Annotated in this window: 19 protein-coding genes and 2 tRNA genes; 3 read left to right on the top strand and 18 right to left on the bottom strand. The window is 69.9% G+C overall.

Annotation, left to right across the window (positions count from 1 at the left end; translation table 11 throughout):
- The first annotated feature begins 123 nt into the window (after nucleotides 1-123).
- Nucleotides 124-810 (top strand): methyltransferase, encoded by a 687-nt coding sequence (locus tag ABH940_RS01590; protein ID WP_370071108.1) that lies wholly within the window; start codon nucleotides 124-126, stop codon nucleotides 808-810.
- 10 nt (nucleotides 811-820) lie between these two features.
- Here the strand turns inward: ABH940_RS01590 and ABH940_RS01585 are convergent, their stop codons facing one another.
- The 5 genes from ABH940_RS01585 to ABH940_RS01565 form a co-directional block, all read right to left on the bottom strand.
- On the bottom strand, nucleotides 821-1,747 hold the full coding sequence (locus ABH940_RS01585) for a class E sortase (protein WP_370071106.1): 927 nt from the start codon (nucleotides 1,745-1,747) through the stop codon (nucleotides 821-823).
- Nucleotides 1,744-2,418, bottom strand: coding sequence for an aminodeoxychorismate/anthranilate synthase component II (locus tag ABH940_RS01580; protein ID WP_370071104.1), 675 nt, complete (start codon nucleotides 2,416-2,418; stop codon nucleotides 1,744-1,746). Before ABH940_RS01580 ends, ABH940_RS01585 begins: the two co-directional genes overlap by 4 nt.
- Nucleotides 2,418-2,711, bottom strand: coding sequence for a hypothetical protein (locus tag ABH940_RS01575; protein WP_370071258.1), 294 nt, complete (start codon nucleotides 2,709-2,711; stop codon nucleotides 2,418-2,420). Before ABH940_RS01575 ends, ABH940_RS01580 begins: the two co-directional genes overlap by 1 nt.
- Nucleotides 2,712-2,928: 217 nt before the next feature.
- A complete protein-coding gene (locus ABH940_RS01570; RefSeq protein ID WP_370071102.1) occupies nucleotides 2,929-3,666 on the bottom strand; it encodes a class E sortase in 738 nt (245 codons plus the stop codon).
- A 52-nt stretch (nucleotides 3,667-3,718) separates the two neighbouring features.
- The gene (locus ABH940_RS01565; protein WP_370104041.1) at nucleotides 3,719-4,420 is read right to left on the bottom strand and encodes a DUF881 domain-containing protein; all 702 of its coding nucleotides are present in this window, start codon (nucleotides 4,418-4,420) and stop codon (nucleotides 3,719-3,721) included.
- Nucleotides 4,421-4,675: 255 nt separating this feature from the next.
- Here ABH940_RS01565 and crgA point away from each other — a divergent pair, with 255 nt between their 5' ends.
- Nucleotides 4,676-4,930 (top strand): cell division protein CrgA, encoded by a 255-nt coding sequence (gene crgA / locus ABH940_RS01560; RefSeq protein ID WP_370071100.1) that lies wholly within the window; start codon nucleotides 4,676-4,678, stop codon nucleotides 4,928-4,930.
- Nucleotides 4,931-5,205: 275 nt separating this feature from the next.
- Here crgA and ABH940_RS01555 read toward each other — a convergent pair whose 3' ends face one another.
- Nucleotides 5,206-6,054, bottom strand: a complete 849-nt coding sequence (locus ABH940_RS01555) for a rhomboid family intramembrane serine protease (protein ID WP_370071098.1) — start codon at nucleotides 6,052-6,054, stop codon at nucleotides 5,206-5,208.
- A 182-nt stretch (nucleotides 6,055-6,236) separates the two neighbouring features.
- Nucleotides 6,237-6,761 carry a peptidylprolyl isomerase gene (locus ABH940_RS01550; protein ID WP_370071096.1) on the bottom strand — a complete coding sequence of 175 codons (525 nt, stop codon included), beginning with the start codon at nucleotides 6,759-6,761 and terminating at the stop codon, nucleotides 6,237-6,239.
- 264 nt (nucleotides 6,762-7,025) lie between these two features.
- Between ABH940_RS01550 and ABH940_RS01545 the strand changes: the two genes are divergently transcribed.
- A complete protein-coding gene (locus ABH940_RS01545; protein ID WP_370103988.1) occupies nucleotides 7,026-7,784 on the top strand; it encodes a DUF5324 family protein in 759 nt (252 codons plus the stop codon).
- 143 nt (nucleotides 7,785-7,927) lie between these two features.
- Here ABH940_RS01545 and ABH940_RS01540 read toward each other — a convergent pair.
- The 11 genes from ABH940_RS01540 to dnaN form a co-directional block, all read right to left on the bottom strand.
- Nucleotides 7,928-8,000: transfer RNA gene (locus ABH940_RS01540), tRNA-Ala, on the bottom strand.
- A gap of 105 nt (nucleotides 8,001-8,105) precedes the next feature.
- The gene (locus tag ABH940_RS01535) at nucleotides 8,106-8,237 is read right to left on the bottom strand and encodes a DLW-39 family protein (RefSeq protein WP_328806283.1); all 132 of its coding nucleotides are present in this window, start codon (nucleotides 8,235-8,237) and stop codon (nucleotides 8,106-8,108) included.
- 181 nt (nucleotides 8,238-8,418) lie between these two features.
- On the bottom strand, nucleotides 8,419-9,024 hold the full coding sequence (locus ABH940_RS01530; protein ID WP_370071092.1) for a transglycosylase family protein: 606 nt from the start codon (nucleotides 9,022-9,024) through the stop codon (nucleotides 8,419-8,421).
- Nucleotides 9,025-9,356: 332 nt separating this feature from the next.
- Nucleotides 9,357-9,433: transfer RNA gene (locus tag ABH940_RS01525), tRNA-Ile, on the bottom strand.
- Nucleotides 9,434-9,526: 93 nt separating this feature from the next.
- Entirely contained in the window at nucleotides 9,527-10,294 is a 768-nt protein-coding gene (locus ABH940_RS01520) for a DUF3566 domain-containing protein (protein WP_370071090.1), read from the bottom strand.
- A gap of 111 nt (nucleotides 10,295-10,405) precedes the next feature.
- Nucleotides 10,406-13,045: a DNA gyrase subunit A gene (gene gyrA / locus ABH940_RS01515; protein ID WP_370071088.1), complete on the bottom strand. Its 2,640-nt coding sequence runs from the start codon at nucleotides 13,043-13,045 to the stop codon at nucleotides 10,406-10,408.
- Between the two features lie 65 nt (nucleotides 13,046-13,110).
- On the bottom strand, nucleotides 13,111-15,108 hold the full coding sequence (gene gyrB, locus ABH940_RS01510) for a DNA topoisomerase (ATP-hydrolyzing) subunit B (protein ID WP_370071086.1): 1,998 nt from the start codon (nucleotides 15,106-15,108) through the stop codon (nucleotides 13,111-13,113).
- Nucleotides 15,109-15,432: 324 nt separating this feature from the next.
- A complete protein-coding gene (locus tag ABH940_RS01505) occupies nucleotides 15,433-15,951 on the bottom strand; it encodes a DUF721 domain-containing protein (protein WP_370071084.1) in 519 nt (172 codons plus the stop codon).
- A 196-nt stretch (nucleotides 15,952-16,147) separates the two neighbouring features.
- Complete coding sequence (gene recF, locus ABH940_RS01500; protein WP_370071082.1) at nucleotides 16,148-17,275, bottom strand: DNA replication/repair protein RecF; 1,128 nt, start codon at nucleotides 17,273-17,275, stop codon at nucleotides 16,148-16,150.
- Nucleotides 17,276-17,312: 37 nt separating this feature from the next.
- Nucleotides 17,313-18,188, bottom strand: a complete 876-nt coding sequence (gene gnd / locus ABH940_RS01495; protein WP_370071080.1) for a phosphogluconate dehydrogenase (NAD(+)-dependent, decarboxylating) — start codon at nucleotides 18,186-18,188, stop codon at nucleotides 17,313-17,315.
- Between the two features lie 209 nt (nucleotides 18,189-18,397).
- Nucleotides 18,398-19,540, bottom strand: coding sequence for a DNA polymerase III subunit beta (gene dnaN, locus ABH940_RS01490; RefSeq protein WP_370071078.1), 1,143 nt, complete (start codon nucleotides 19,538-19,540; stop codon nucleotides 18,398-18,400).
- Nucleotides 19,541-19,663: the final 123 nt, after the last annotated feature.

Here is a 19,663-nt window from a genome sequence, read left to right as displayed (position 1 = left end):
CGCCCAGGGACCTCGGGTCCCTGGGCGCTCCTTTTGTGCCCCGCCCGTCCCCGACTTGTCCCGCCTTACTGCCGCCTTGCTGCCGCCTTGTCACCGTCTTTACGGGTCACCAGACTTGGCGCCGTGAGCGGGAACATGAACGTGAGCACGACGACCACTGCGGCGGAGCTGATCCGGACCCACACCCGGCTGTCCGCCAACCCCTTCGTCCCCGAGGTGCGCCTGCACCTCGCCGACCAGGTCTTCGACCTGTGGTCGGAGACCGAGTCCGCCGGCGGGACCAGCAATCCCCCACCGCCCTTCTGGGCCCAGGCCTGGGCCGGCGGTCTGGCGCTGGCCCGCCACGTCCTGGACCACCCCGACACCGTCGCGGGCCGCCGGGTGCTCGACCTCGCCTCCGGCTCCGGCCTCGTCGCCATCGCCGCCCTCCGCGCGGGCGCGGCGAGCGTGGCGGTCAGCGAGATCGACCCCCTGGCCCTTGCGGCCCTGGCCCTCAACGCGGCAGCCAACGACGTGTCCGTCGGCGCGACCCTCGGCGACGTCCTCGACACCGATCCGGCAGCGCTGGGCGAGGTGGACCTCGTCCTCGTGGGCGACGCCTTCTACGAACGCGCCATGGCCACCCGGGTGTTGGCCTTCCTCCAGCGTGCCCGCGCCCTCGGCACGACCGCGCTCGTCGGCGACCCGGGCCGCGCCTATCTCCCCCGCACCGAGTTCGAGGCCCTCGCCGACTACCCGGTCCCGGTCCAACGCGAGCTGGAGGACGCGCAGATCAAGCACACCACGGTGTGGCGGCTCTGCCCCGCCTGAGCCTGGTCGCTCAACCGCCGTTCAGCGCGGCGGGCTTGATGCCTTCGCTCTTCGGCAGGTCCTGGATCATCCGTCCCCAGACCGCCATCCGGTAGGTGGAGGTGAACTCCGGTGTGCAGGTCGTCAGCGTGATGTAGCGGCCGGGCCCGGTGAAGCCGCTCTGCGGCGGGACCGGGGCGATGACGCTGACGTTGTCCGGCGAGGTCTGCGGCAGTTGGCTGGTGACCTCGTAGGTGTACCAGTCGTACGCCGTCTCGACCACGATCTTGTCGCCCGGGACCAGCTTGGGGATGTAGCGGAACGGCTCGCCGTGCGTGTTGCGGTGACCGGCCAGGGCGAAGTTGCCGGTGGCGTCCCACGGGAACGCCGTCTCCTGGGCGCCGGTGTAGTGGCCGACCATGCCGTTGTCGAGGATGGACTCCTTGTCAGTGCCCTCCGCGACCGGCGTCTCCACGTCCAGCTTGGGGATGTAGATGATCGCGAACCTGGTCCCGAACGGGAACGACGACGGATACGCCGGATGCGTGGCCGACCCGGAGGTGCCGCCCCACTGCTGCTGCAGCGTCGAGGCCTGCGCGTGGGCGTAGTCGTCCGCCCGGACGTTGGTCCACCACAGCTGGTAGACCACGAAGAGGATCATCACCGCGCCGAACGTGATCATCATCTCACCGAAGACGCGGACCGCGATGATGCCCGGTCCTTCCTTGCGTCGCTTCGCCGCCCGCCGCCGGGCCGCTCGCCCCCCGGAGCGCGACCCGGTCGGCGCCCCGGTGGCGGCGGCAGTCGTCGTTCCCGGCGGGACGCGCAGCTGCATGGTCGACTCGTCGAGCGCCCAGCTCTCCACGTCCGCCGGGTCGTACGCGGGTACGGCGGGGCCCTCACCGGGCTCGTCGCCGTACTCGTTCTGCGCCCCGAACTCCGGGCGCAGCGCGGTCACGCGACCGCCGCCCGGCCGATCACCGGGGCCAGCCCGGTCGATCGGGCCACCGCCTCCGCGTCGCCGCAGGCGGCCAGCCAGTTGGCGAGCATCCGGTGGCCGCCCTCGGTCAGGACCGACTCCGGGTGGAACTGGACGCCCTCGACCGGGAGTTCACGGTGCTTCAGGCCCATGATGACGCCGCTGTCGGTCCACGCGGTGACGTGCAGCTCCGCCGGGACGGTGTCCCGCTCGACGGCCAGGGAGTGGTAGCGGGTCGCCGTCAGCGGCGAGGCGAGCCCGGCGAAGACGCCGCCGTCCTCGTGGCTGACCGGCGAGGTCTTGCCGTGCAGCAGCTCCGGCGCCCGGTCGACCACCGCGCCGTAGGCGACCGCGATCGACTGCAGACCGAGGCAGACACCGAACACCGGCAGGCCGATCCCGGCGCAGTGATGCACCATCTCGACGCAGACCCCGGCCTCCTCCGGCGTGCCGGGACCGGGGGAGAGCAGCACCCCGTCGTACGCCTCGCGGGTCACCGAGGCGACGTCGACCTCGTCGTTGCGCAGCACCTCGCACTCCGCGCCGAGCTGGTACAGGTACTGGACCAGGTTGAAGACGAAGCTGTCGTAGTTGTCGACGACCAGGATCCGGGCGGGACGGTCGAGCGGGGAGATCCGGGCGGCGGTCATCAGGCTGCGACTCCGTACGTCTGGTGCTGGTTCAGGGCCGGGCCCACGACCGGGATGCGGGGCGCGCCGTTGAGTGTGGACGCGGACGGGCCGGGGGAGGGCGGGGCGGTACTGCTCGTGCCCGTCCCGGATCCGGTGCCGTTGACCGTCACGTCACCGAAGGGGAGCAGCGGCTCCAGCTTCGGGAAGGCGAACTGGAACAGCACGAAGACGACCGCGAGGAAGATCAGCAGGCACTGCAGTGCGCGCAGGGGTGTGCCGCCGGGCAGCTTGCGCCACAGAAAGCCGTACATCGACCGACCTCACTCCCGTCCGCTCTGCCTGTCCGTCACTGTTCGCTCTGTCCGCACCAGATTATCCGGCGGCCTTCCCGCTCCCGGCCGGATCGCTCCAAGCTTCGGACGATTCACAGCCGAGGTGGTAGAGCGGCCCCGCTCATACGCAGTGCACTCTGACACTTGTGCGAGCGATCCGTTCACGCGTTGACCCCGTTCACGCAGAGACCCCCGTTCACGCGTTCACCCCGGGCGGCGGGCCCTGCGAGACCGGCGTGGTGGAGACCAGGTGCCCCCACTCGATCAGCCGGTGGCTGTGTCCCCACGCGGGGTCGCAGGTGGTGAGCGTCAGGTAGGAGCCCGGCGTGGTGTATCCGGACTCCGGCGGGACCGGGTCCAGCACGTGGATGTCGGTCGGCAGGGTCCGGAACGGCTCCCGGTCCAGGACGTAGACGTACCAGTAGTGGCCGTCGTCGATGAAGATCTTGTCCCCCGGCCGCAGCAGCGGGAAGTCGTTGAACGGGTTGCCCCACGTCCGCCGGTGCCCGGCGAGCGCGAAGTTGCCCGGTTGGCCCGGCTCCGCGGTGCCGGTGTAGTGGCCGATGCCCTTCTGCAGGTCGGTCTCGGCGACGCCCTCGATGATCGGCTTCTTCCAGTCCGGGCCCAACCGCGGGATGTAGAGCACCGCGAAGGCCTGGCCCGGCGGATAGGCCAGCAGTGACGGCGAGGGCGCGGGGCTCGGCGTCGTCCCGGACGTCGCCACCGTCGGCTGGTCCGTCGGCCCGACCGCCCCCTGCCCCGACGACGCGGCCTGCGCCGAGCTCCACTGCTGCTGCAGCCGGCTGAGCTCACCGGCCATGGCGTTGTTCGCGGAGATGTCGGTCCAGAACAGCAGATAGCAGGTGAGCAGCACGATCAGCGCGCCCACGGTGATGCACAGCTCGACCAGCGTCCGGCCGATGACGCGTCCCACGTCCAGGCCCTCCCCTTCGGCCGCAGCGGGCACGGGGCCCTGTCGGACGGACCTACTTCCCCGCCGTGGCGTTTTGGAGGTCCACTGTGCCCGAGTAGGCGGGAAGAGTCATCGCCTTCGACTGATCGACTTTCCAGCCCAGCCCGTACGCGGCCACGTACTGCAGGTACGTCTGGATGTAGGTGTCGCCGTTGAGCGCGGTGAGCAGCGCCTGCGGCGATCCCACCGCCTTGATCACGTACGGCGGGGAGTAGACCCGGCCCTGCAGGATCAGCTGGTTGCCGACGCAGCGCACCGCGCTGGTGGAGATCAGCCGCTGGTCCTGGACCTGGATCCCGGTCGCGCCGCCGCGCCACAGCGCGTTGACCACGGCCTGCAGGTCCTGCTGGTGGATGACGAGGTCGTCGGGCTGCGGCTGCGGCACTCCGGGGATCCGCGCGGTGGCGTCCGTCGGGGCGTCGTTGAGCGTGACGGTGAGGCCTGCGCCAGTGAGCGGGTCGAGGCCCGCCTCCTTCTCCAACGCGGCCAGCTTCGCGGCGTCGGCGGGGTTCTGGGCGTGCTGCTGGGCGAGCTGGTCGATCTGGGCGCGCAGCGCCGTGAGCGAGACGTCCGCCTGCGCGTTCTGCTGGCTGCGCTGCTCTATCAGGTCGGACAGACGCAGGAGGGTGTTGTCGTTGCGGAGGTCGGTGCCGTGCGAGGCGAGGGCCCCGGCGTAGCAGAGGAAGCCGGCAAGGCCGAAGACCAGACAGCTCAGGGCACGCCCGACATATCGCTTCCGCCGGGGCTTCGGGGCGGCTACCGCCTCGGTTCCCTCTTCGGAAGGATTTTGCGGTGGTGGCGGAACTTCTCGGGAATCAGACACGTACCCTTATCTCCTTCTGACTCCTGGAGCCACTACGCTAACGGACGCTGGCGTAGTGTGCGGTGCCCGGTCCAGCCCGATCCGGCCGGGTACCTGCTCGAAGCTGCCGCACCTGCTGTTGGCCCACAGTCTCCGGGAGCCCTTCTCGTGCCGAAGTCACGCATCCGCAAGAAGTCGGACTACACCCCGCCGACCCAGACCGCGACAGCGGTGAAGCTGAAGTCCGGTCGCGGCTTCATCGCACCGCTGATGCTGGCGTTGTTCCTGGTCGGGCTGGTGTGGATCGTCCTCTACTACGTGACCAGTGCCGCGTATCCGATCAGTGCGCTGGGCAACTGGAACATCGTCGTCGGCTTCGGCTTCATCGCCGGCGGCTTCGCCGTCTCGACCCAGTGGAAGTAGCACCGGAGCAGCAGTCTCCGCGGCATTATCCACAGGGCTGTCCACACTGGGGAAAAACCCTGACTATCTGTGGATAACTTGATCCGGCACACCGCTCCCCCACTCGGCGGTTGCGGGACGGTCCGCAGGTGGACACGCGTAGCGAAGGTCACACGAAAGAGGCCCGCACACCTGTGCGGGCCTCTTCGCTTTGCCTGTGGAAAACCCGGTGCAACGGGGCCGCTCCGGTCGGTGACCTGCCTCGGCCGACGCCCCGCTTTAGCTGGTGCCCTGCGTCAGCTGGTGATCTGTGCGACCGCGTACAGGCTAACGCCGACCACCAGCAGTGCCGCGGCCACCACCACGGCGGCCTGCACCGCGTTCCGGCGCGCCGCCGGGGCGTAGGCGTAGCCCGCGGCGATGAGCCCGCCGACGGCCAGGCCGCCGATGTGCGCCTGCCAGGCGATGCCGCTCAGCGTGAACGTCGCGACCAGGTTGACCAGCAGCACAGCCATGATCGGCCCGAGCTGGTAGCCCCGGTGCCGGTGGATCACGATCACCGCCCCGAACAGGCCGAAGATCGCCCCGGACGCCCCCAGCACCGGCTCGGCCGGCACCAGCAGCATCACCAGCGCCGAGCCGCCGATCCCTGCCAGCAGGTAGAGCGTGAGGTACCGCAGCCGTCCCAGCGCCTGCTCCACATACGGCCCGAGCACCCACAGCGACCACATGTTCAGGGCGATGTGGAGGATCTGCTGGTGCAGGAAGATCGAGGTGATCATCCGGTACCACTCGCCGCTGCTGGCCACGGCGTCGCCCTGCATGATCCACCGGTAGACGAAGTCGTTGCCGCCGGTGAAGGCGAGCAGCCAGACCACCACGTTGACCGCGATGAGCAGCTTGGTGACCAGCGCGCCGTCCCGGGCGACCCGGCCGCCGTACTGGGTGCGCGGCGCGGTGGTCCGCACCGAGGCGCGGGACTGCTGCGCGCAGTCGAGGCAGTGGAAGCCGACCGCCGCGTCCACCCGGCACTCGGGGCAGACCGGCTTCTCGCAGCGCGTGCAGTGCACACCGGTCTCGCGCCCGGGATGCCGATAGCAGTCCGGCAGCATGACCGTCGACTCTCCTCCGGGATAAGCGCTCACGACTCTGGTCCTCGCTGGGAATGGGCCACTCACGGGGCCGTTTGCTGGGGCAACGAACGCGACATGGCCCAGTCTCCCTCACCGGGGGACTGGGCCATGAGAGCCGATCCTGTGAATCCCGTTAATCCGGAAGCCGGACCCGGGCGGACGTCGGCAGGGCCGGCGTCACCGGAGGGCGGGCTTCAGCGGCGGGTGATCTCCACCGACTCGATGACGACGTCCTCGGCCGGGCGGTCGTTGCGGCCGGTCGGCAGGGCCGCGACGGCGTCCACGACCTTCTTGGAGGCCTCGTCCGCGACCTCGCCGAAGATGGTGTGCTTGCGGTTCAGCCAGGTGGTCGGGGCCACCGTGACGAAGAACTGGGAGCCGTTGGTGCCCGGACCGGCGTTGGCCATGGCCAGCAGGTAGGCACGGTCGAAGCTCAGCTCGGGGTGGATCTCGTCACCGAACTCGTAGCCGGGGCCGCCCACGCCGATGCCCAGCGGGTCACCGCCCTGGATCATGAACCCGGAGATCACCCGGTGGAAGATCGTCCCGTCGTAGAGCTTGTCCGTGGTCTTGGCGCCGGTGCCCGGGTGGGTCCACTCACGGCTGCCCTCGGCCAGCTCGACGAAGTTCGCCACCGTCTTCGGGGCGTGGAACGGGAAGAGCTTGACCACGATGTCCCCGTGGTTGGTGTGGAGGGTGGCGAACAGTTCCTCGGCCACGATGCGCCTTCCGTGCTTCTGACTTCTGACGGAAGGAATCCTCGCACGGGCTGTACATCGCATCCCAAAGGAGCAGGATGCCAAGGAGAGGCCCAGAACGGATTTCACGGCTTTTCTGCCCGTTCAGCGCGCCTGGGCACGATTCAGGCGGCATGCTCTTTGATTGGGTGGATACGCGGATAGATGAGACAAACCTGATGAACGCGATGAACCTGATGAACGCGATCAACGCGAGGAACAGGACGCCCCAGGAGGAGGTTCCCGGTGAGCCGGATCGACGCAGCTCGCGAGGCAGCCAGTCGCACCCGTGAGCAGCTCACGCCATACGCCGTGAGCGCCAAGGACACCGCAGCGCAGTACGCCGACGAGGCCCGGCAGAAGCTGGCTCCGGTCGTCGGCTCAGCGGTCGAGCACGCCCGCCTGGCGGCCCAGGGCACCGTGCAGGGACAGGTGGTCCCCCTGTGGGCGCAGGCACGGGCCAACGTTCCCCCGTCCGTCGTGGACGCCGGCGGCGCCGTCGGCAAGGCCGCAGGGCGGGCTCGAGCCGCCGCACGACAGGCCCGGGCCGTCGCCCTGGACCAGGTCCTGCCGGCCGCCCAGACGGCCGTCCACGAGGTCCACGACCGCTCGGCGGCGGTGCTGCCGGTGGTCCGGGGCGAGGTGTCTCTCGCGGAGATCGAGGCGCTGACCGCCGCCCACGCCCGCGCGACCGCGCGCCGGGGACGCTGGCTCCGCCGCGGAATCACCCTCCTGGCCCTGGGCGCCATGGCCGGTGGCGGCCTGGCGGCCTGGAAGTGGTACCAGAAGCAGAGCAACCCGGACTGGCTGGTGGAACCGCCCACCACCCCGATCCCGCTCCGGGAGACCGGCCCGCAGCCCGGCGGCTCCAGCGCCAGCGCGGCGGTCAACGGCTCCGCAGCCCTGGACCCGGAGGTCGCCGCCAAGGAGGCCGAGCAGAGCGAGCAGGGCGACGAGGCGGGCGCGGCGAAGGGCAGCGCCAAGAAGCCGCGCCCGGAGTCCTGAGACCGCGCCCACCAAGATCGCCAAATGTCACGCGCGTGACAGTTCGCGATCTTGGCGTCGGGAACGCGCACACGACGCACCGACGACCCAACGACAATGGCTCCCGCCCGTGTCGCCACGGGCGGGAGCCATTTCGTCGTCTGTGGAGCCTAGGGGAGTCGAACCCCTGACATCCGCCATGCAAAGACGGCGCTCTACCAACTGAGCTAAGGCCCCGCGAACTGCCGCGCACAAGCGTACCCGCTCGGCACGGCAGCACGGACCACCACGATCACTCTCCAACGGGCCGACCGCACGGGCCGACCGGGCTGGATGCTCCGCTCAGCGGGAGCCGGCCGGGATCGGGTCGGTGGCCTCGGTCCACAGGTCCTGCTCGGCGCGGTCCGCCTGCACCTGGCGGTAGACGAAGTACCCGCCCAGAGCGGCCAGAACAACCAGCAGAAGCTTCTTCACCGCGAGACCTCGACTTCCTCGATGACGTCCTTGCCGCGATGCTACACCCCGCCGTACAACGCCAGGCACGACTATGGCCACGTCGGCCGACTGCGGGTCATCTCCCTGCTGCGGCACGGCCGTAGCGGAACACCCGAACAAGCCGAACCACGTCCTGACGAGCGAGCCCGGTGGGCCGCGATCACCGATGCAGCCGCAGGACCTCTCCGGGCCTGATCCGATCGGGGTTGCCGCCGACCGTGTGCCGGTTGAGGTCGAAGAGCGCGGGCCAGCCGCCGACGACGTGGGTCGTCGCCGCGATGCCGGCCAGCGTCTCGCCGGGCCTTACCGTCCAGGCTGCACCCGTCCACGCTCCGCCGTGATCGGCGCCCTGGACTCCGTGCGCGGTGTGATGCGGTCGACCCGCGTGCGCGCCGAGGGTGCCGCAGACGGGCCACGGCTCCAGGCCGCGCCGTCCCGCGAGGTGGTTGGCGATGTTGATCTGCTGGTTCCTGTCGGCAAGGTCAGCACGGGGCGCGTACGCGAGGCCGCCGTTGGCCCGCCAGGTCGCCTGGTTGAACTGCAGTCCGCCGTAATAGCCGTTGCCGCTGTCGGTCGCCCAGTCGCCGCCGCTCTCACATCGCGCGATCCTGTCCCAGTCCACTCCGCTCCTGCTCTCGTGCGCGGCAACCGCCCGCACGGATTCGGCGTGAGCCGACGGCACGAACGCGGTGAGCATGGCGAGCGAGCACAGGATGAGCACGAGCAGTTTCAGGGCCTTGAGCGGCAGAGAAGCAGACGGCAGCACAGGCACTCCAGACCTTCGACAACAGGGACTCGGGCACCGAAGCGCCGCTATCCCAGCGACGCACTCCACCCGCGGAACCGGTGGACGACACGACCACGAGTCACCCGTCCAGCCGCGGCACACCACCCGCTCGCCCCGGTACCGCGTACACGAAGCGTTCCCGAAGGCACCGTCAGAAGGAGGGCCACAGGAGGCTTGTCGGCGCAGGAGGCGCAGGGGCGCGCTCGCCCGGAGGGCACCCGATCCGGGGCCGACGGCCCTACTGGGGCAAGAAACGGGCGCACGGCCCAAATGCAATGCCCCGGATGGAGATCCATCCGGGGCATTTACGCTGGTGGGCCTAACAGGACTTGAACCTGTGGCCTCTTCCTTATCAGGGAAGCGCTCTAACCGTCTGAGCTATAGGCCCGCGCTGCGTTGCGTTAGAAGATTAGCGCACGTGCAGCGGTCTGCCCAAATCAGCTCCGGAGAGCACAACCCCGAGGTCACCGGGCGGGCCCGGTCAGTCCTCCTCGGCGAGGGTCAGCTCCACGCCGCCGGTCATGCCCGCCGCCGTGTTGTAGATGAACGAACCCAGCGTGCACAGGGCCGTCAGCAGCACCACGTCGATCACCGCGACCAGCAGCGTGAACACGAAGACGTTGCCGAACGAGAGGTACGACTGCAGGTTGAAGCCGCTGCTGGCGTCGGCTCCGGTGGTGGCCTGCTGGAGCGTGCCTCCGACCGAGCTGAAGACGCCGGCCGCGTCGAGGACCATCCACAGCAGCGAGACGCCGACGATGGTCACCACGCCGAGCGCCACCGACAGCAGGAAGCTGACCTTCATGACCGTCCACGGGTCCGTGCGGACCACCCGGAGGCGGGCACGGCGGGTACGGCCGGACGGCGGAGCGGCCGGAGCCGGACGGCGCGCGGCGTCGCCGTCGGTACCACCGCCGCCGCCGGGGCGCGGCGCCTTGCCCGGGCGGCCCGGCACCGGGGTGCCGCGCGGCGGGGTGGGCTGCCCCTTGGAGTACGTCGTCGGCGTCGAGTAGCCGCCGGCCGCCGTGGCGTCGCCGGCACCGCCCGAGGCCTCCGCGGCGGCACGCTGTTGCGCCTGCTCGCCGTTGGCGCCGCCCTGACGGCGGCGGGGGGCCTGGGCCGAGCCGTCCGGTCCGACCGGGGGCATCACCGACGTCGAGCCCGCGTCACGGCCGGACGTGCCGCCGCCCGTACCGGCGGCGTCCTGCGCGCGCCCTGCGGCACCGGCCGCTCCCGTGGGTCCACTCACCCTGGTCCTCCCGCAATTCGTGCAAGTTGTTCACATCGCAAGCACTGATCTGGGCAGCATCCTGGCACGGGCCCCGGCGGATCGCACCGGAGCCCGTGCCAGAAAGCAAGATCACTCCGCCCCGGGAGCCGCCTCGTCGCCGGTCGTGCCGTCGGTGTCGGCCGATTCGACCGATTCCTCCGACGCGGCCGTCAGCACGGCGTCCGCGGACTCGTCGACCTCGGCGTCGTCCACCTCGTCCACACCCTCCGCATTGCGGGCGATGCCGACGACGGCGTCCTTCTTCCCCAGGTTGATGAGTTGGACGCCCATCGTGTCACGCCCGGTTTCACGGACCTCGGAGACCCGCGTACGGATCACTCCTCCGCCGAGGGTGATCGCCAGGATCTCGTCCGACTCCTCGACGACCAGCGCGCCCACCAGCGAGCCGCGGTCCTCGACGATCTTCGCCGCCTTGATGCCCAGGCCACCACGCCCCTGGACGCGGTACTCGTCCACCTTGGTGCGCTTGGCGTAGCCACCGTCGGTGGCCGTGAAGACGAACGTACCCGGCCGGATGACGGACATCGACAGAAGTTCGTCGTCCTCGCGGAAACTCATCCCCTTCACACCCGAGGTGGCGCGGCCCATCGGGCGCAGCGACTCGTCGGTGGCGGTGAAGCGGATGGCCTGCGCCTTCTTCGAGATCAGCAGCAGGTCGTCGTCGGCCGAGACCAGCTCCGCGCCGATCAGCTCATCATCCGTGCCCTCCTCGTCCTGGCGCAGGTTGATCGCGATCAGCCCGCCCGAACGCGGCGAGTCGTAGTCCTTCAGCGAGGTCTTCTTGACCAGGCCCGAGCGGGTCGCCAGCACCAGGTACGGCGCGGCCTCGTAGGTGCGCACCGCCATGACCTGGGCGATCTGCTCGTCCGGCTGGAACGCCAGCAGGTTGGCCACGTGCTGGCCGCGGGCGTCCCGCCCGGCGTCCGGCAGTTCGTAGCCCTTGGCCCGGTAGACCCGGCCCTTGTTGGTGAAGAAGAGGATCCAGTTGTGCGTGGTCGTCACGAAGAAGTGGTCGACGATGTCGTCCTGCTTCAGCTGCGCACCGCGCACGCCCTTGCCGCCGCGCTTCTGCGAGCGGTAGAGGTCGGAACGGGTCCGCTTGACGTAGCCGCCACGGGTGATGGTGACGACGATGTCCTCTTCGGCGATCAGGTCCTCGACGGACATGTCGCCGTCGTAGGCGATCAGCGTCGAGCGCCGGTCGTCGCCGAACTTGTCGACGATCGCGGTCAGCTCCTCGGAGATGATCTCGCGCTGCCGCTCCGGCGAGTCCAGGATCGCGTTGTACTCGCGGATCTTGGCCATCAGCTCGTCGTACTCGGCCGTGATCTTCTGGCGCTCCAGAGCGGCCAGACGGCGCAGCTGCATCTCCAGGATCGCGTTGGCCTGGATCTCGTCGATGGTCAGCAGCGCCATCAGCGCGGTGCGGGCGACGTCGACCGTGTCGCTGCGCCGGATGGTCGCGATGACCTCGTCGATCGCGTCCAGCGCCTTGAGCAGGCCGCGCAGGATGTGGGCGCGCTCCTCGGCCTTGCGCAGCCGGAAGCGGGTCCGACGCACGATCACGTCGATCTGGTGGTTGACCCAGTGACGGATGAAGGCGTCCAGCGAGAGCGTGCGCGGCACGCCGTCGACCAGGGCCAGCATGTTGGCGCCGAAGTTGGTCTGCAGGTCGGTGTGCTTGTACAGGTTGTTCAGCACGACCTTGGCGACCGCGTCGCGCTTGAGCACGACCACCAGGCGGGTGCCGGTACGGGACGAGGACTCGTCGCGGACGTCGGCGATGCCGCCGATCCGGGCGTCCTTGACCAGGTCGGCGATCTTCAGCGCCAGGTTGTCCGGGTTGACCTGGAACGGCAGCTCGCTGACGACCAGGCACTGACGGCCGTGGATCTCCTCGACCTCGACGACCGCGCGCATGGCGATCGAGCCGCGACCGGTCCGGTAGGCGTCCTCGATGCCGCGGCGGCCCACGATCAGCGCCCCGGTCGGGAAGTCGGGGCCCTTGATCCGCTCGATCAGGGCCTCAAGCAACTCCTCGTTGGAGGCCTCCGGGTTGCGCAGGTACCACAGGGCACCCGAGGCGACCTCGCGCAGGTTGTGCGGCGGGATGTTGGTGGCCATGCCGACCGCGATGCCCGTGGCGCCGTTGACCAGCAGGTTGGGGAAGCGCGCCGGCAGGACCTGCGGCTCCTGGGAGCGGCCGTCGTAGTTCGGCGAGAAGTCGACGGTCTCCTCGTCGATGTCCCGCATCATCTCCATGGCCAGCGGCATCATCCGGCACTCGGTGTACCGCATGGCGGCGGCCGGGTCGTTGCCCGGGGAGCCGAAGTTGCCGTTGCCGTCCACCAGCGGCATCCGCATCGACCACGGCTGGGCGAGACGCACCAGGGTGTCGTAGATCGAGGTGTCGCCGTGCGGGTGGTAGTTGCCCATCACGTCGCCGACGACGCGGGCGCACTTGTAGTAGCCCTTCTCGGGGCGGTAGCCCCCGTCGTACATGGCGTACAGGACGCGGCGGTGGACGGGCTTGAGGCCGTCGCGGACCTCGGGCAGGGCGCGCGAGACGATGACGCTCATCGCGTAGTCGAGGTACGAGCGCTGCATCTCCGTCTCGAGCTCGACCTGCTCGACCCGGGTACCGCTGCCGTTCTCCTCGGCCGGGAGGTCCTCCGGCTGCGCGCCCTCAGGGCTGTTGTCGTCGACCACGGGTGGTCAGTTTCCTTTCGCTGCTGGCTGTCTGCCGGGCTGCTGCTTCGCTGCTGCCGGAGGACTTACACGTCGAGGAAGCGGACGTCCTTGGCGTTGCGCTGGATGAAGGACCGGCGCGCCTCGACGTCCTCGCCCATGAGGATCGAGAAGAGGTCGTCGGCGCGGGCCGCGTCCTCCAGGGTGACCTGGGAGAGCAGACGCAGATCGAGGTCCATGGTGGTGACCCGCAGCTCCTCGGCGTTCATCTCGCCGAGGCCCTTGAAGCGCTGGATCGCGTCGTCCTTGGGGAGCTTGCGCCCGCCCTGACGCCCCGCCTCGAGGGAGGCGTCGCGCTCACGGTCGGAGTAGACGTACTCGATGTCGTCCCGACCCCACTTGATCTTGTACAGCGGCGGGCGGGCCAGGTAGACGTGGCCGCCCTCGATCAGCGGGCGCATGAAGCGGAACAGCAGGGTCAGCAGCAGCGTGGAGATGTGCTGGCCGTCGACGTCGGCGTCCGCCATCAGGATGATCTTGTGATAGCGGAGCTTGGCCAGGTCGAAGTCGTCGTGGACGCCGGTGCCGAAGGCCGAGATCAGCGCCTGGACCTCGGTGTTCTGCAACACCTTGTCGATGCGCGCCTTCTCGACGTTGAGGATCTTGCCTCGGATCGGCAGGATCGCCTGCACCCGCGGGTCACGGCCCTGCTTGGCCGAGCCGCCGGCGGAGTCACCCTCGACGATGAAGATCTCGCACTCGGTCGGGTCCTTGGACTGGCAGTCCGACAGCTTGCCCGGCAGCGAGGCCGACTCCAGCAGGCCCTTGCGGCGCGTCAGGTCACGGACCTTGCGGGCGGCGACACGGGCGGTGGCCGCCGTGATCGCCTTGCGGATGATGTCCGCGCCCTCGTTCGGGTTCCGGTCCAGCCAGTCGTTGAAGTACTCGTGGACGACCTTCTGCACGAAGGTCTTGGCCTCGGTGTTGCCCAGCTTGGTCTTGGTCTGGCCCTCGAACTGCGGCTCGCCGAGCTTGACCGAGATGATCGCGGTGAGACCCTCGCGGATGTCCTCACCGGTGAGGTTGTCGTCCTTCTCGCGCAGCAGCTTCTTGTCGCGCGCGTACCGGTTGACCAGACCCGTGAGCGCGGCCCGGAAGCCCTCCTCGTGGGTACCGCCCTCGTGGGTGTGGATGGTGTTCGCGAAGGAGTAGACGCCCTCGTTGTACGAGGTGTTCCACTGCATCGCGATCTCCACGGAGATCTTCTTCTCCTTGTCCTCCGCCTCGAAGTCGATGACGGTGGGGTGGACCACCTCGCCCTTGCGGGAGTTGAGGTAGGTCACGAAGTCGGAGATGCCGCCCTCGTAGTGGTACCGCACCGAGTTGGGCTTGCCCTCGTCGTCGGTGTGGTCCGGGCGCTCGTCGGTGAGGGAGATCGCCAGGCCCTTGTTGAGGAAGGCCATCTCCTGGAACCGGCGGGAGAGGGTGTCGAAGGAGTAGTCGGTGGTCTCGAAGATCTCCGGGTCGGCCCAGAAGGTGACCGTGGTCCCCGTCTCCGGGGTCTCCTCGTGACGGGCCAGCTCGGCCACCGGCACGCCGCTCTTGTACTCCTGCGTCCAGCGGTAGCCGTCGGTCCGCACCTCGACCGCGAGGCGGTTCGACAGCGCGTTGACGACGGAGACGCCGACGCCGTGCAGACCGCCGGAGACGGCGTAGCCGCCGCCGCCGAACTTGCCGCCCGCGTGCAGGACGGTGAGGACCACCTCGACGGCGGGCTTGCCGGTGGTCTTCTCCACACCGACGGGGATGCCACGGCCGTTGTCGATGACGCGGACCGCGCCGTCCGGAAGGATCGTCACCTCGATGCTGTCGGCGTGGCCGGCCATGGCCTCGTCGACGGAGTTGTCCACGATCTCCTGCACCAAGTGGTGCAGGCCACGCTCGCCGGTCGAACCGATGTACATGCCGGGGCGCTTGCGTACGGCTTCGAGCCCCTCCAGCACCTGGATGGCGCTGGCGTCGTACGACTTCTCGAGCTCGTCGTTCTCGTCAGGTGACTGGTTGGGGTTGCCGGACTCGGCCACGAAACGCCCTCTCTGGCACAGCGCGGGCCGCTCCCTCGCCCTGCGGGCAGGCTGGAGGCGGCCACGGCGTTCGACTCAGTACCGCTTCATACCGCAAGCGGCAGTGTTTGGGTTTCAGTCTACCCGTACGACTGACAGAGATGGGGCTTTGCCGCCCTCTGAACGGCCCGTGCCGGACGTCAACCACCGTCCGACATGTCCCCACACCGGACCAGGGGGCCTACGGCGCTCTGACGGCCGTTTCTCGGATCCATCGCCTACGGCGGGTCACCACCCCTGCCGTGAGCGTCAGCCAGGGGTTCTACCTGGGGTTCAGCCAGGGGTTCAGCCCCAGGTGTCCCCGGGCCCCTTGCTGCCCGGCGCGCGCAGGCGCCCGCGGTAGCGGGACGGGCCCGCGGCGGGGCCGTTGACCTTGATGAAGCGGACCGTTCCGTCGCCCAGGGAGACGTTCAAGGTACGCATCAACTGCGGTGCCATCAGTCGGAGTTGGGTGGCCCAAGCGGTCGAGCTGCAGCGCACGGAGAGGACCCGTCCGTCCTCGTCGAAGTGCTCCGGCTCGCAGTGCGCGGCGATGTCCTTCCCCACGATCTCCGGCCACCGCCCCATCACTCCACCGACGGCCGCAGGCGCCTCCCACCCGCGCTCCGCGAGGAGGCGAGTGATCGCCTTGCCGAGTGGCTGCGGATCCCGGCCGTCCGCGCGAGCGCCCGACCGCAGGCCGGTCCGGCGGGCCTGCCGCTTCTGCGAGGCGGCTTCGCCGCGAGCACGCGCCTGGTCCTTCGCGGCACGGAGCGCGACCCGGGCGAGGTCGACGCCGCTGAGCTCAGGGGTCTCCTCCGACACGTCGCGCCTCGCTTTCCCCAGGATGTGGACAAGCGTCCAGAGTACGCGGGAAGCAAACCGGGGACGGACACCGTGCAACACCTCAAGGGCGCGAGGCTCTGCTGATGCGCCGTTCCGCCGCGCGGGCGCGAAAAGGCGCTCCTTTCGGCTCCCGCGCCCCTGGGCAGTGCGCCTGCTCCACGTGCCCACACGCAGGTCAGAGTCGGGTGACTTCGCCGTCCATGACCGCGTAGCGCGTTCCTTTGAGCGCCTCCGGGACGTCTTCGGGGACCGCCGCCGTCACAAGCACCTGCTCGCCGATCGCCACCCGCTCCGCGAGCCTCTCGCGCCGCCGCGCGTCCAGCTCGGCGAAGACGTCGTCCAGGACCAGGACCGGTTCGCCGCCGTCCGCGCGGAGCAGGTCATAGGAGGCCAGGCGCAGCGCCAGCGCGTACGACCAGCACTCGCCATGCGACGCGTACCCCTTGGCCGGCAGCTCGCCGAGCCGCAGGCCCAGCTCGTCGCGGTGCGGGCCCACCAGGGTCAGGCCGCGCTCGATCTCCTGCTTGCGGGCCGCGCCCAACGCGGCCAGCAGCGCCGCGTACAGCGCCTCGCGGCCGCCGCCCAGCGGGACGCCCTCGCCCATCGACGAGCGGTACTCCAACACCGTCCCGCCGCCGCCCGGCGCCAGCTCCTCGTACGCCCGGGCCACCAGCGGCTGCAGCGCGGCGACCAGATCCAGCCGCTGCGCCAGCAACTCCGCACCCGCACGGGCCAGATGGTCGTCCCACACGTCCAGCGTCGACAACTCCACCCGGCCCGACGAACGCCGGGCCGTCGCCGCCGACTTCAGCAGCGCGTTGCGCTGCTTGAGCACCCGCTCATAGTCCTGCCGGACACCCGCCAGCCGCGGCGCACGCAGCGTCAGCAGCTCGTCCAGGAAGCGGCGGCGCTCACCCGGGTCGCCCTTCACCAGGGCCAGGTCCTCGGGCGCGAACAGGACCGTCCGCAGCAACCCCAGCACGTCGCGCGGGCGGACGTTGTCGCTGCGGTTGATCCGCGCCCGGTTCGCCCGGCCGGGGTTGAGCTCCAGCTCGATCAGCGTCTGGCGCTCGTCCCTGACCACCATTCCGCGCACGATCGCCCGCTGCGCGCCCTGCCGGACCAGCGGGGCGTCGCCCGAGACCCGGTGGCTGCCGAGCGTGGCCAGATAGCCGACCGCCTCGACCAGGTTGGTCTTCCCCTGGCCGTTGGGCCCGGTGAACGCCGTTACGCCCGGGTCGAGCGGAACCTCGACCCGGGCGTAACTGCGGAAGTCTGCCAGCGACAGATGCGCGACGTGCACAGCTTCCTTCGCAGGTTGTGGATGAACTACCGGCTCGCTACTTGCTCTCGACCGCGTGGCCGCCGAACTCGTTGCGCAGCGCGGCGATCATCTTCATCTGCGGCGAGTCGTCCTGACGGGAGGCGAAGCGGGCGAAGAGCGAGGCCGTGATCGCCGGCAGCGGCACGGCGTGGTCGATGGCGGCCTCGACCGTCCAGCGGCCCTCACCGGAGTCGGCGGCGTAGCCCTTGAGCTTGTCGAGGTGCTCGTCCTTGTCGAGGGCGTCCACGGCCAGGTCCAGCAGCCAGGAGCGGATGACCGTGCCCTCCTTCCAGGAGCGGAAGATCTCGCGGACGTCGGTGACGCTGTCCACGGCCTCCAGCAGCTCCCAGCCCTCGGCGTAGGCCTGCATGATCGCGTACTCGATGCCGTTGTGGACCATCTTGGCGAAGTGGCCCGCACCGACCTTGCCGGCGTGCACGGAGCCGTACTCGCCCTCCGGCTTCAGGGCGTCGAAGATCGGCTGCACCTTGGCGATGTCGGCGTCGGAGCCGCCGTACATCAGGGCGTAGCCGTTCTGCAGGCCCCAGACACCGCCGGAGACACCGCAGTCGACGAAGCCGATGCCCTTCTCGGCCAGGTCCGCGGCGTGCTTCTCGTCGTCGGTCCAGCGGGAGTTGCCGCCGTCGACGACGACGTCGCCCGGCTCCAGCAGCTCGGCCAGCTCGTCGACGGTGGACTGGGTCGGCCCACCGGCCGGGACCATGACCCACACCACGCGCGGCGCGGCGAGGGAGCCGACCAGCTCCTTCAGGCTCGCCACGTCGGACAGGCCGGGGTCGCGGTCGTAACCGATGACGGTGTGGCCCGCGCGGCGGATGCGCTCACGCATGTTGCCGCCCATCTTGCCGAGACCGATGAGTCCGAGCTGCATGATCAGTCCTTTGCTGTGTACTGACTGTCCGCGGCCCCGTTGCCGCCCGAAGTTGAGCCTATCCCCGTTCTCCGGTTGCACTACCTGGGGGCGCGGGGAACTGCGCGACAAGCCACCCTGCGTGGTCTGTCCCCGAACGAACAGGGCCATCGGCACGCAGTGGCTGGTCCCGCAGTTCCCCGCGCCCCTGAGGTCAGGGCAACCGGGCGTCAGCCGGAGAGCCGCACCGGCATGATCAGGTACTTGTACGCCTCGTCGGCCTCGCTCTCCTGCGAGGCCTTGCCGCTGAGCAGCGCCGGCTTCGTCGCCGTGGTGAAGCTGAGCTGGGCGATCGGGGAGTCGATGGCCGACAGGCCGTCCAGCAGGTAGGCCGGGTTGAAGGCGATCGAGATGTCGTCGCCCTCCAGGTCCGCGTCCAGCCGCTCCGTGGCCTGCGCGTCGTCGCCGGAGCCGGCCTCCAGGGTCAGCACGCCCTGCTCGAAGTTGAGCCGCACCGGGGTGTTCCGCTCGGCGACCAGGGAGACGCGCTTGACGGCGTCCACAAAAGCCTGGGTGCCCACCGTGCCGACCGCGGAGAACTCCGTCGGGAAGAGCGAGCGGAACTTCGGGAACTCGCCCTCCAGCAGCCGCGTGGTGGTCCGGCGGCCGGCGCCCTCGAAGCCGATCAGGCCCTCGCCCTTGCCGCTGCCGGCCAGTGCGATGGAGACGCTGTCGCCCGCACTGAGCGACTTCGCGGTGTCCAGCAGGGTCTTGGCGGGGACCAGGGCCACAGCCGAGAGACCGGGCTGCTCCGGCTTCCACAGCAGGTCGCGGACGGCGAAGCGGTAGCGGTCCGTCGCGGCCAGGGTCACCCGGTCGTCCTCGATCTCGACGCGCACACCCGTCAGCACCGGCAGCGTGTCGTCGCGACCGGCGGCGACAGCGACCTGGGCCACGGCGGCGGCGAAGACGTCACCGGGAACCACGCCGGAGACGGTCGGCATCTGCGGCAGAGCCGGGTACTCCTCCACAGGCAGGGTGGGGAGTGTGAATCGCGAGCTGCCGCAGACGACCAGCACGCGCACGCCGTCGGTGGAGATCTCCACAGGCCTGTTGGGAAGCGAGCGGGAGATGTCCGCGAGCAGGCGACCGGAGACCAGGACCGTGCCGGCCTCCTCCACATCCGCCTCGGTCTCGACGCGGGCGGAGACCTCGTAGTCGAAGCCGGACAGGCTCAGTGTGCCCGTGCCGCCCTCGCTCTCGGCCGTCAGCAGCAGCCCGGCGAGCACCGGCACCGGGGGCCGGGCCGGGAGGCTGCGCGCGGCCCAGGCCACGGCCTCCGCGAGGACGTCACGCTCGACCCGGAACTTCACCGGTAACCGCCTCCTGAGGTGGATGTCGCTCTGCGCGTCGGTGCGCGCACGCGCTCTCTCTGTTCATCTGCACTGCATCTACGCGGCATCTGGACGGGCGGTTGAGGGCCCGCGACGGAGGGG

It is taken from the genome of Streptacidiphilus sp. BW17 (assembly GCF_041262485.1).
Lineage (GTDB): Bacteria > Actinomycetota > Actinomycetes > Streptomycetales > Streptomycetaceae > Streptacidiphilus.
This window is presented reverse-complemented; position numbering and strand designations above follow the sequence as displayed.

Bases quoted from the DNA above. Each gene is read 5' to 3' on its own strand.
- ABH940_RS01580 (WP_370071104.1), bottom strand. From the start codon at position 2,418: ATGACCGCCGCCCGGATCTCCCCGCTCGACCGTCCCGCCCGGATCCTG.
- ABH940_RS01575 (WP_370071258.1), bottom strand. From the start codon at position 2,711: ATGTACGGCTTTCTGTGGCGCAAGCTGCCCGGCGGCACACCCCTGCGC.
- gnd (WP_370071080.1), bottom strand. From the start codon at position 18,188: ATGCAGCTCGGACTCATCGGTCTCGGCAAGATGGGCGGCAACATGCGT.